At 67.0% G+C, this 10,931-nt stretch carries 12 protein-coding genes; 9 read left to right on the top strand and 3 right to left on the bottom strand.

The window, feature by feature from the left end; all coding sequences use genetic code 11:
• Positions 1–352: 352 nt before the first annotated feature.
• From QZ281_RS10825 to QZ281_RS10845, 5 genes are all read left to right on the top strand, one after another.
• Positions 353–2,311 (top strand): monovalent cation:proton antiporter-2 (CPA2) family protein, encoded by a 1,959-nt coding sequence (locus tag QZ281_RS10825; RefSeq protein ID WP_292228250.1) that lies wholly within the window; start codon positions 353–355, stop codon positions 2,309–2,311.
• Positions 2,312–2,379: 68 nt separating this feature from the next.
• The gene (locus tag QZ281_RS10830) at positions 2,380–3,399 is read left to right on the top strand and encodes a S1/P1 Nuclease (protein WP_292228252.1); all 1,020 of its coding nucleotides are present in this window, start codon (positions 2,380–2,382) and stop codon (positions 3,397–3,399) included.
• Between the two features lie 167 nt (positions 3,400–3,566).
• Positions 3,567–4,343 (top strand): RNA methyltransferase, encoded by a 777-nt coding sequence (locus tag QZ281_RS10835; protein WP_292228254.1) that lies wholly within the window; start codon positions 3,567–3,569, stop codon positions 4,341–4,343.
• Between the two features lie 112 nt (positions 4,344–4,455).
• Entirely contained in the window at positions 4,456–4,803 is a 348-nt protein-coding gene (locus tag QZ281_RS10840; RefSeq protein WP_292228256.1) for a GIY-YIG nuclease family protein, read from the top strand.
• A complete protein-coding gene (locus QZ281_RS10845) occupies positions 4,800–5,126 on the top strand; it encodes a YnfA family protein (RefSeq protein WP_292228258.1) in 327 nt (108 codons plus the stop codon). The genes QZ281_RS10840 and QZ281_RS10845 overlap by 4 nt, the downstream gene beginning before the upstream one ends.
• On the opposite strand, the gene QZ281_RS10850 is transcribed toward QZ281_RS10845, so the two are convergent.
• Complete coding sequence (locus QZ281_RS10850) at positions 5,123–5,953, bottom strand: hypothetical protein (RefSeq protein ID WP_292228260.1); 831 nt, start codon at positions 5,951–5,953, stop codon at positions 5,123–5,125. The two genes, QZ281_RS10845 and QZ281_RS10850, sit on opposite strands and share 4 nt — an antisense overlap.
• A gap of 376 nt (positions 5,954–6,329) precedes the next feature.
• On the opposite strand from QZ281_RS10850, the gene QZ281_RS10855 reads away from it, so the two are divergent.
• Positions 6,330–6,881 (top strand): OmpA family protein, encoded by a 552-nt coding sequence (locus tag QZ281_RS10855; RefSeq protein ID WP_292228262.1) that lies wholly within the window; start codon positions 6,330–6,332, stop codon positions 6,879–6,881.
• Positions 6,882–6,914: 33 nt separating this feature from the next.
• Here the strand turns inward: QZ281_RS10855 and QZ281_RS10860 are convergent, their stop codons facing one another.
• On the bottom strand, positions 6,915–7,619 hold the full coding sequence (locus QZ281_RS10860) for an NAD-dependent deacylase (RefSeq protein ID WP_292228318.1): 705 nt from the start codon (positions 7,617–7,619) through the stop codon (positions 6,915–6,917).
• 92 nt (positions 7,620–7,711) lie between these two features.
• Positions 7,712–8,602 carry a LysR family transcriptional regulator gene (locus tag QZ281_RS10865; RefSeq protein WP_292228263.1) on the bottom strand — a complete coding sequence of 297 codons (891 nt, stop codon included), beginning with the start codon at positions 8,600–8,602 and terminating at the stop codon, positions 7,712–7,714.
• A gap of 157 nt (positions 8,603–8,759) precedes the next feature.
• On the opposite strand from QZ281_RS10865, the gene QZ281_RS10870 reads away from it, so the two are divergent.
• The 3 genes from QZ281_RS10870 to QZ281_RS10880 all read left to right on the top strand — a co-directional run.
• On the top strand, positions 8,760–9,866 hold the full coding sequence (locus tag QZ281_RS10870; protein ID WP_292228265.1) for an S-(hydroxymethyl)glutathione dehydrogenase/class III alcohol dehydrogenase: 1,107 nt from the start codon (positions 8,760–8,762) through the stop codon (positions 9,864–9,866).
• 103 nt (positions 9,867–9,969) lie between these two features.
• Positions 9,970–10,353, top strand: coding sequence for a VOC family protein (locus QZ281_RS10875; protein WP_292228266.1), 384 nt, complete (start codon positions 9,970–9,972; stop codon positions 10,351–10,353).
• A partial coding sequence (locus QZ281_RS10880; RefSeq protein WP_292228268.1) for an alpha/beta hydrolase-fold protein occupies positions 10,353–10,931 on the top strand: 579 nt, incomplete at its 3' end. The genes QZ281_RS10875 and QZ281_RS10880, both read left to right, overlap by 1 nt.

Here is a 10,931-nt window from a genome sequence, read left to right on the forward strand (position 1 = left end):
GGTCGGGACAGCGGCGGAGGTGACGGCGGCGGCGGCGGTGGAGGAGGGGGCGGCGCGCCGTTCAAAGGCGCCGGCAATGCCGGAAGACGCGGCGGGCTTGGCATGCCACGGCGCACCGTCGTCGATTGCCCCTTGGTCAGATCAAAACCCAGTGGAGCGCAGGCTGCGGGGGTGGCTTCGCCATCTCTGGGCGACGCCAGGGCAAAGCTTGGAACGGCACTCGTCGGAGCAGCGACGGATAGGGCCAGCAGCGCCGATGCGGCGATCCTGAGGGGACGGGACATGGCTTCCTCCGGTTGTCGATGAGCGCAGTCGGGGATGCGGCTGTGGCGCCGGAGCCGCTGACCGGACAGTGATCCGCCACCGTGTCTTTTGCGCCATCTCGCAATCCGGCGGTTTCGCCCCCACACTATGTACTCAGGATGATGGAGGGCCGATGGCCGAGGCGACGACGGGACTGGATCTGGGCGCGGCTGCGGCCCTGCTGGCGGCGGGCGTTCTGGCCGTGCCGATCTTCAAGCGTATCGGCCTTGGGTCGGTGCTGGGCTATCTGGCGGCGGGTCTGGCCATCGGCCCCTTTGGCCTGAAGCTGTTCAGCGAGCCACAGACCATCCTGCATGTCGCCGAGTTCGGCGTGGTCATTTTCCTGTTCATCATCGGCCTGGAGATGCGGCCCAAGCGCCTGTGGGGGCTGAGGCGTGAAATCTTCGGTCTGGGCGCGGCGCAGGTGCTGTTCTGCGGCCTGATCCTGACGCTGACGGCCATGATGGCCGGCTTCTCCGCGCCGGTCGCCTTCATCGGGGCGATGGGGTTTGTCCTGTCGTCCACCGCCGTCATCATCCAGATGCTGGAAGAGCGCGGAGAGATCGCGGGCGGGGCAGGGCAGAGGGCGGTGTCCATCCTGCTGCTGGAAGACCTGGCCATCGTGCCGCTGCTGGCCATCGTGGCCATTTTGGCCTCCCTGACCGGCGCGGCGCACGAAACTGCGCCGCCCCTGTGGCAGACCATCGGCCTGGCGGTCGCGGCGGTCGGCGGGGTGCTGCTGGCGGGGCGTTATGCGGTCAATCCGGTGTTCCGCCTCTTGGCCCGTTACGGCGGGCGCGAGGTGATGACGGCAGCGGCCCTGCTGGTCGTGGTTGGCGCGGCCTGGGCCATGTCGCTGGGCGGCCTGTCGATGGCGATGGGGGCCTTCCTGGCCGGGGTTCTGCTGTCAGACTCGACCTTCCGGCATCAGCTTGAAGCGGATGTGGAGCCGTTCCGCGCCATCCTGCTGGGCCTGTTCTTCCTCAGCGTCGGCATGTCTCTGGACGTGTCGGTGGTCATCGCCGACTGGCGTCTGGTCGTCGGCGGGGTGATCGTCTTCATGGTGGTCAAGGCGCTGGGCATCTATGGCGTCGCGCGCCTGTTCAAGGCCTCGCACCATGAGGCGGTGGAGCGCGCCTCTCTGTTCGCGCAAGGGGGCGAGTTCGCCTTTGTCCTGTATGGCGCCGCTGTCACCACAGGCCTGTTCGACGCCCGCATCAGCGGGATGCTGACGGCCATTGTCATCCTGTCGATGGCGCTGACGCCGCTGACCAGTCTGTTGACCACCCGCCTGCTGCCCAAGCCCAAGGCCTCTGCGGCGGACGCCGACGACGTGGACTTCGCCAAGGACTTGCGCGGACAGGTGCTCATCATCGGCTTTGGCCGGTTCGCCCAGGTGGTGTCCCAGCCGCTGCTGGCGCGCGACGTGGACGTGTCGATCATCGAGAACGACGTCGAAATGATCCAGGCCGCCTCCCAGTTCGGGTTCAAGGTCTATTACGGCGACGGCACCCAGCTTCACACCCTGCGGGCCTCGGGCGCGGAACAGGCCGAGATCGTGCTGGTCTGCGTCGACAAGCCGGAACAGACCGACCGCATCGTCGAACTGGTCAAGCATGAGTTCCCGACCACGCGCGTCATGGCCCGCGCCTTCGACCGGGGGCATTCGATGCGGCTGATCCAGGCGGGGGTCGATTATCAGATCCGTGAGACGTTTGAATCAGCGCTGAAGTTCGGAGAGCGCGCCCTGATCGAACTGGGTCTGGACGAGAGTGAAGCCGCCGACACCGTGGGCGAGGTCCGTCGCCGCGACGAGGCGCGTCTGGGCCTGCAGCTGACCGGCGGTCTGTCGGCGGGACGTCAGTTGATGCGCGGCAATGTGCCGACGCCGCAGCCCGCCCCCTATGTGAAGCCGCGCCGCGAGGGCCGCCTGCTGAACGAGGACGAAGCCGGACCTCCGGCGCCCGACCCGGCGCAGGCCCCTGCGGCGGAAGCGACTGGCGTCTGAAACGCGGGTGGAGGCGGTCGCGGCGATAGGGTAGAGCGAGGCCGTATCCCCCACCGAGGTCCGTCTTCATGAAACGTCTCGCCATCGCCGCCCTGGCGGTTTTCGCGGTTGCCGCGCCCGCTGTCACCGTCACCGCCTGGGGCAACACCGGCCACCGCCTGATCGGGGTGGCGGCGATGCGCGCCCTGCCCAGCGACCTGCCCGCATTCCTGTTGACGCCCGGCGCCATCGCCGACGTGGGTGAACTGTCGCGAGAGCCGGACCGCTGGAAGGGCGCAGGCCAGCCGCACGACCGCGAGCGCGACACCGCCCACTTCGTCGATCTGGACGATCAGGGCCGGGTCTATGACCAGCGCGGCATGCCGATCACTGCCCTGCCGCGCTTGAAGTCGGAATATGACGCCGCCCTGACCAAGGCGGGCCTGAACGTCGACGACGCCGGTTATCTGCCCTACGCCATGATGGACGCCTGGCAGCAGCTGGGTCGCGACTTCGCCTACTGGCGCGTGCTGACGGCGGCTGAAAAGCGTGAGACCAACCTTGAGCGTCAGGCCTGGTACAAGGCCGACCGTGTCCGTCGTGAGGCCCTGATCCTGCGCGATATCGGCGTGCTGGGCCACTATGTCGGCGACGGCTCGCAGCCGCACCACACCAGCATTCACTTCAACGGCTGGGGCGACTTCCCCAATCCCGAGGGCTTCACCAACTCGCGCCAGACCCACGGCCAGTTCGAGGGCGCATTCACCAGCCGCGTCGCCCGTCTGGACACGGTCGAGGCCGCCATGGCCCCCCTGAACATCGACGGCTTCGACGTGAAGGCCCGCACCGTCAGCTATCTGACGACGACGCTGGGCACGGTGATCCCCTTCTATCGTCTGGAGAAACAGGGCGGTTTCCGCGACGTTGATCCGCGCGGCGCGGCCTTCGTCAACGAACGTCTGGCGGCGGGCGCCGCCGAACTGCGCGACTTCATCACCGCCTCGTGGCGTGCGTCCGCCACCGCCTCCATCGGCTGGCCCGCCGTCAAGGTCGCCGAGGTCGAGGCCGGAACGGTCGATCCGTGGAAGTCGATGGTCGGCGACGACTGATCAGTTTTCCCTTCTCCCCTTGCGGGAGAAGGTGGGCCCGCAGGGCTCGGATAAGGGGTTTTGCAGCCTTTGACGGGTGAGTACGTCCACGCTTTGTGCGCCCCCTCATCCGTCTCGCTGCGTGAGCCACCTTCTCCCGCAAGGGGAGAAGGCCTAGAAGGCCGCCCATGTCCGACCTAACACCCCCCGCCGTCATCCTCGACAAGTCCCAGATGGCCGAGAACATCGGCGCTGTGGCGCGGGTGATGGCCAACTTCGGCCTCAGCGACCTGCGCCTTGTCAGCCCGCGCGACGGCTGGCCGCAGGAGCGGGCCTGGGCCACGGCCTCGGGCGCCGACTGGGTGCTGGAGGGCGTACGGGTGTTCGACAGCGTCGCCGAGGCCATCGCCGACCTGAACACCGTCTTCGCCACCACCGCCCGCCCGCGTGAGACGCGCCAGCCCGTCCGCACCCCGCGTGAGGCCAGCCGCGTCCTGTATGACGACACGGCGTCGGGCCTGAAGACCGGGCTTCTGTTCGGCGGCGAGCGGGCCGGGCTGGAGACGACCGACATCGCCCTGTGCGCCGGGATCGTCACCATTCCCATCGACCCGAAACACCATTCGCTCAATCTGGCGCAGGCCGTGGCGATCAACGCCTATGAGTGGCGCACCCTGATCCTGGACGCCCCCCCGCCGCGCTTCCGCGAGAGCGAGGCGCCCGCCTCCAACGCCCTGCTGCTGGGGATGTACGAACATCTGGAGGAAGAGCTTGAGAACGGCGGCTTCTTCTATCCGCCCGAGAAGAAGCGCTCCATGAGCCAGAACCTGCGGGTCATGCTGGGCCGCGCCGCCTTCACCGAACAGGAAGTCGCCACCATGCGCGGCGCCATCCATGCCCTGTCACGTGGCCGTGGCCGGGTGCTGGCCAAGCTGGCGGCGGAACGGGCGGCGAAGGAAAAATAATCGTCATTCCGGGGCTTCGCGCAGCGAAGAACCCGGAACCCAGGACCGCATCATCGAACGAGGGACCGCCCTGGGCTCCGGGTTCCGCTGCGCGGCCCCGGAGTGACGGCCATTGTGCAGCTTCTCCTCGCGTGGTCCTGTCCCGGACATGAGAGGTGACGCCGTCATCGCCGTGTACATCATGGCCAACTTCCGCAATGGCACGATCTACACCGGCGTCACGAGTCACCTGTTCCAGCGCGTCTGGCAGCACCGAACCGGCGTCATCGACGGCTTCGCCAGCGAACACGACTGCAAGACCTTGGTCTGGTACGAGCAGCACGACAGCATCGTTGAGGCCATCGTCCGTGAAAAGACGATCAAGAAGTTGCGTCGCGTCTGGAAGCTGGCCTTGATCGAAAAGGCGAATCCGCAGTGGAAAGACCTTGCTGCCGACTGGTTTGGAGATGAGCGGACGTGAAACTGCTGTGGATCTACCCGCTTGCGGCTCTGGCTGAGATCGGCGGTTGTTTCGCCTTCTGGGCGTGGCTGAAGCTGGATCGCTCGCCGTGGTGGCTGGCGCCGGGTGTGGTGTGCCTGATCGCCTTCGCCTGGCTGCTGACGCTGGCGCCGACCGATACGGCGGGGCGGGCGTTCGCGGCCTATGGCGGGGTCTATATCTGTGCGTCCCTGGTCTGGATGACGGTGGTCGAGAAGACGACGCCGGACCGATGGGATGTGCTGGGCGGTCTGATCTGCCTGATCGGGGCCGGGGTCATCCTGTTCGGCCCGCGCGCCGCCTAGCCCGCGCCCAGCAGGTCGGACCAGCGCCAACTGCCCTTGCCTAGCGCCAGCCTTGCGCCATCGGGGCCGTCTTCGATCGACAGCACGGCCAGGCCATGCATCGCCTGAGTCTTGCACTCAGGGGGCGAGAAGGCGACCTCCAGGGCGATGGCCTGACGCACGCCCGCCAGCCCCTTGCCGGATTGCCCCTGACTTTGCAGCCAGTCGCCGTCCCAGACCAGGATGGCGCGGCCCGAGGCGTTCATCGAACGGCCTGCTTCGCTGACGGCGGTGCGGACCGAGGGGGTGCGGCGCAGACGGTCCTGCACCCGGCGAACCATGTCGCAGCGCCCGCCGTTCGCGCCCGCGCCATTACCGCTTCCCGCGCCAGAACCCGAGCCATCGCCGCCGCCGCCCGTGCCAACGCCGTCGCCGCCGCCTGAACCCGGCCCGGCCGTCATGGCGCCGGCCAGTTGGGCCGCGCCCAGCAGGGGAAGCGGCGGTTGGGCGATCACGCGGCGTGGACGCGAGGCGCGGGGAACAGGCGGAAGCGGCTTCGGCGCTGTGGCGGGCGGCGCAGACTTGGGGCCAGGGGACGGCGATGACGCCTCTGGCTTGGGCGCGGGAATGGGAGCGGGGTCTGGCGCAGGAACGGGCGGCGGCGGCGGTGGGGGAGGCGGCGGCTCCACCAAGGTGACCATGACGGCGGGCGTCTGGTCGATATGGCTGACCGGCGGCTCGGGTCTGGCCCACATCAGCGCCATCAGAACCGCCCCATGCGCAACCAGCACAGGGGCGACCGCAGCGCTCCAGCGGGCAGGGCGGGGACGATCCGGTCGCGCGCTCAATCGCTTGACCGTGATGGAATGTGAACCCTCTGTCGCATGGGCATCAGCAACAAACGCCTGTAAAAACTTTAGACGCCTGTTGAAAACATTGCGGCGCGTCAGGAACGTGGCGCGGACAAAATACAACCTATCGATGAGGGTGATCGAGGTTCTGTAAATCGGACCGTCAATCGGCTGATAGCCTTCTGGCGGGCCAACGTTTTCACTCCACCTATGGTTCCATTAAATTGGAATATTCATGCTCAATCACACATTTTGCTACGGCTAAGCTGACATGATCTAGCCTAATACGCGCCATTACTCTGCCGTTTCCCCTACGGCAGGTTCATCTGGCGCATGATCTGGACGTGGCGCCCCAGCAAAAAGGAGACATGACTTGAGCAGATCGAAACTCAGGACTGCGGTCGTCGGCGGCGCGCTTCTCGCCCTCGGCCTTGCGGCCAGCGGCTGCGCCAGCCACCGTTTCGTGCGTGATCAGTTAGAGGTGGTGGACACCCGCGTGACCGGCGTTGAAGGCACGGCGGGACAGGCGCTGCAGCGCGCCAACGACGCCCATAAGCTGGCTGAGGGCAAGTTCCTCTACCAGGTGGTGCTGTCCGACGATTCCGTGAAGTTCCCGACCGACGCGGCGGCTCTTTCGCCGGAAGCGGAGCAGCGTCTGGCCGAGTTCGCCCAGCGTCTGACCAGCGAGAACCGCAACGTCTATCTGGAGATTCAGGGCTACACCGACGCGACCGGCACGCCCCAGCATAATGACCAGCTGGGCGAACAGCGGGCCGAGGCCGTGCGTCGGTTCCTGAACCGTCAGGGCGTCGCGCTGAACCGGATGTCGACCATCTCGTACGGGCAGGAACAGCCGGTGGCCTCGAACGATACGCCGCAGGGCCGTTCGCAGAACCGCCGCGTGACCATCGTCGTCCTCGCGTGATTTCAGCGGCGGTCGCCTTGGGGCGGCCGCCGTCTATTTCAGGGCGTTGAAGAAGCTCGGCACCGTCTCGGTCGCCGGGCCATAGAGGCCTTCGTCGAACAGCCGCGCGCCCTGCGTGGGCTCCAGATTGATCTCGACCGTACGGGCGCCCGTGTATCTGGCCGACTGTACGAAGCCCGACGCCGGATAGACCGCCCCCGACGTGCCGATCGACACGAACAGGTCGCAGGCCGCCAGCGCCGCCTCGATCCGATCCATGTACAGCGGCGTTTCTCCGAACCAGACGATGTGCGGCCGCATCCGGCCCTGCGGGTGGTCGAGCGAAGGCTCGTCCGCCGCCATGTCGCCGGTCCAGTCGCTGACAACGCCCGAACGGGTGCAGCGCCCCTTCAGCAGTTCGCCATGCATGTGGATCAGTTCGAACCCTGGCGCCGGGGTCACCGCCTCATGGGCGCGGTCGTGCAGATCGTCGACGTTCTGGGTCACCAGCATGAAATCCCCCTCCCAACGCGCCGCCAACTCGGCCAGGGCGTGGTGGGCGGCGTTGGGCTGAACCTCGGCCAACTGGCGACGGCGCTGGTTGTAGAAGTCCTGAACCAGAGCGGGATCGGCGGCATAGCCTTGCGGCGTCGCCACATCCTCCACCCTGTGCCCGCACCACAGCCCGTCGGAGGCCCGAAAGGTCGGCACGCCGCTCTCGGCGGAGACGCCGGCGCCGGTCAGGATGACGAGGTTCATGGGCATGGGTGATTCTGACGGTGCTGATCTGAAGAGACGACGTTAGGCGAAGAATGCGTCAGTTTGTCCAGCCAAGCTTGCTCAGTCCTGCATCAGGGCAGGCGGCGCGTCGTCGTCAGGGCGTCCTGCAGCCAGTCGATCATGGCGCGGACCTTGGGCGGGACGTGGCGCGGATGGGGATGCACCGCCCAGACGCCTTCGTCCGGCGGGCGTGCGTCGTCCAGCAGCGAGACCAGAGCGCCGGAAATCAGGGCGTCGGCGACATAGAAGTCCGGCAACTGACACAGGCCCAGCCCCTGCAGGGCCGCGTCTAGCACGGCGGCGCCGGAGTTGCAGCGCCAGCGGCCATTGGGGCGTATCGAGACTTCGCGTCCCGCCTCGCTGAACCGCCAGTGTTCAGATGATCCGGTCAGCAGGTCGTGGGCAGGCAGTTCGGACAGGTCGCGCGGGGCGCCGCGCCGCTCCAGATAGGCCGGGGCCGCGCACAGGATCAGCCGCCGCGACGCCAGCCGCCGCGCGATCAGGCGCGAGTCCGTCAGATGGCCAAAGCGGATCGCCAGATCATAGCCGTCGCCGACCAGATCGCGCAGCCGGTTGTCCAGATCCAGTTCGATGGACAGTTCCGGGTGGTCGCGGGCGAAGGCGTTGACGGCGGGGGCGACGAACCGCTCGCCATAGGACACCGAACAGGTCATCCGCAGCAGGCCGCGCGGGGCGCTGTCGTCCGGCTGGACAGCGGCCAGAGCCTCGTCGCGTTCGTCGATCAGGCGGCGGCAGCGGTTCAGGAAGTCGCGGCCCGCATCGGTCAGTTCAACGCGGCGGGTGGTGCGGTTCAGCAGGCGCGTCTGCAGCCGATCCTCCAGCCGGGCGATCTCACGGCTGACGGCGGATGTGGACAGGCCCAGCCGTCGGGCGGCGGCCGAGAAGCTGGCCTGTTCGGCGACAGCGGTGAATTCGTCGATCCCGTCCCAGCGGCTGCTCATGCGGACGATCCAGCATGATTATCCCTATTCAGCAATAATGTTTTGCGTTTGTCGCCGTTTCGACGTCGCGCCAACGGGCGTAATAACGCACCCAATTCCCCTCAAGCAGCGCGCCGCCGCGCGGCGAGCGATAGGGGCCTCCGGAGGACCTAAGATCATGAAAACCCGCGCCGCCGTTGCGTTCGAAGCCAAACGCCCGCTCGAAATCGTCGAGGTCGATCTGGAGGGGCCGCGCGCGGGCGAGGTGCTGGTCGAGATCAAGGCCACCGGCATCTGCCACACCGACGCCTATACGCTGGACGGACTGGACTCAGAGGGCATCTTCCCCTCGATCCTGGGCCACGAGGGCGCGGGCGTTGTGGTCGAGGTCGGACCGGGCGTGACCAGCGTCGAGGTCGGGGATCACGTCATCCCGCTCTACACGCCGGAATGCCGCCAGTGTAAGTCGTGCCTGTCGCGCAAGACCAACCTGTGCACCTCGATCCGGGGCACGCAAGGCAAGGGCCTGATGCCGGACGGCACATCGCGCTTTTCCTACAAGGGGCAGGCCATCGCCCACTATATGGGCTGCTCGACCTTCTCGAACTTCACGGTCCTGCCCGAGATCGCCCTGGCCAAGATCCGCAAGGACGCGCCCTTCGACAAGGCCTGCTACGTCGGCTGCGGCGTGACGACGGGCGTGGGCGCGGTGGTCAATACGGCCAAGGTCGAGCCGGGCGCCAACGCCGTGGTCTTTGGTCTGGGCGGCATCGGCCTGAACGTCATTCAGGGGCTGAAGATGGTCGGCGCTGACATGATCATCGGCGTGGACATCAATGGCGACAAGGAGGAGTGGGGCCGCCGCTTCGGCATGACCCATTTCGTCAATCCCAAGGACACGCCCGATGTGGTGGCGCGTCTGGTCGAGCTGACGGACGGCGGCGCGGACTATACCTTCGACTGCACCGGCAACACGGTGGTCATGCGTCAGGCGCTGGAAGCCTGCCACCGGGGCTGGGGCGAAAGCGTCGTCATCGGCGTGGCGGAAGCGGGCAAGGAAATCTCGACCCGTCCGTTCCAGTTGGTCACCGGCCGCGTCTGGCGCGGTTCGGCCTTCGGCGGCGCGCGCGGCCGCACCGACACGCCCAAGATTGTCGATTGGTACATGGACGGCAAGATCGAGATCGACCCGATGATCACCCACACCTTCGGTCTGGAAGACATCAACAAGGCCTTTGACCTGATGCATGAGGGCAAGTCGATCCGTTCGGTGGTGGTGTTCTGAGGTTCAACCCCTGTGTCTGATGGTCAGTTGCGCATCGAAACGCCCTCTGACTAGATGACGCCGAGCCGCCGGATCAGAGTGGCGAAGGGAGAGAGACAAGACCATGTTCACACATGTCACCGTGGGGGCGAACGACGTCGCGGCGTCGCGCCAGTTCTATGATGCGGCGCTGGGCGCGCTGGGGGTTGCGGCCTCGACCGGGCCGGACCCCAAGGGGCGGTACTGGTGGCGCACCCGTCTGGGCGCCTTTGCGGTCGGTGCGCCGATCGATGGCGAGGCGGCCTGCCACGCCAACGGCGGCACCATCGGCTTCCATGCCAAGGACGAGGCGGCGGTGGACGCCTTCCACGCGGCAGGCGTGGCCAATGGCGGAACCTCGATCGAGCAGCCGCCCGGCCGTCGTCCCAACCCGTTCGGGGACATGTATCTGGCGTATCTGCGCGATCCGTCAGGCAACAAGATCTGCGCTGTTTACAGGTACGGCTGATGCAAACCACGAAGACCCACATCGTCCACGGCGGAACCCTTCGCTATCTGAAGCATGACAGCGAAACGACCGGCACGCCCATGACCCTGTCGGTCTTCGTTCCCGCCGGAGAGGGGCCGTTCCCGGTCCTGATCTGGCTGTCGGGCCTGACCTGCACCGAGGACAACTTCACCACCAAGGCCGGGGCCTATCAGGCCGCCGCTGAACACGGCGTCATCATCGTGGCGCCCGACACCAGTCCGCGCGGAGAAGGCGTGGCCGACGATCCGGCCTATGATCTGGGGCAGGGGGCGGGCTTCTATGTCGATGCGACGGAACAGCCGTGGGCGGCGCATTTCCGCATGGAATCCTATGTCACCGGCGAACTGATCCGCCTGATCGACGCTGAGTTCCCAACGACGGGCGTGCGGTCGATCTCGGGCCATTCGATGGGCGGGCATGGGGCGCTGACGCTGGCGCTGAAACATCCCGACCTGTTCCGTTCGGTCTCGGCCTTTGCGCCCATCGTGTCGCCGTCGGTCGTGCCGTGGGGCGAAAAGGCCTTCACCGCCTATCTGGGTAACGACCGCGCCGTCTGG

It is taken from the genome of Brevundimonas sp. (assembly GCF_018608325.1).
In the GTDB taxonomy this organism is placed as follows: Bacteria; Pseudomonadota; Alphaproteobacteria; order Caulobacterales; family Caulobacteraceae; genus Brevundimonas.

Bases quoted from the DNA above. Each gene is read 5' to 3' on its own strand.
- QZ281_RS10830 (WP_292228252.1), top strand. From the start codon at position 2,380: ATGAAACGTCTCGCCATCGCCGCCCTGGCGGTTTTCGCGGTTGCCGCG.
- QZ281_RS10835 (WP_292228254.1), top strand. From the start codon at position 3,567: ATGTCCGACCTAACACCCCCCGCCGTCATCCTCGACAAGTCCCAGATG.
- QZ281_RS10860 (WP_292228318.1), bottom strand. From the start codon at position 7,619: ATGAACCTCGTCATCCTGACCGGCGCCGGCGTCTCCGCCGAGAGCGGC.
- QZ281_RS10865 (WP_292228263.1), bottom strand. From the start codon at position 8,602: ATGAGCAGCCGCTGGGACGGGATCGACGAATTCACCGCTGTCGCCGAA.
- QZ281_RS10870 (WP_292228265.1), top strand. From the start codon at position 8,760: ATGAAAACCCGCGCCGCCGTTGCGTTCGAAGCCAAACGCCCGCTCGAA.
- QZ281_RS10875 (WP_292228266.1), top strand. From the start codon at position 9,970: ATGTTCACACATGTCACCGTGGGGGCGAACGACGTCGCGGCGTCGCGC.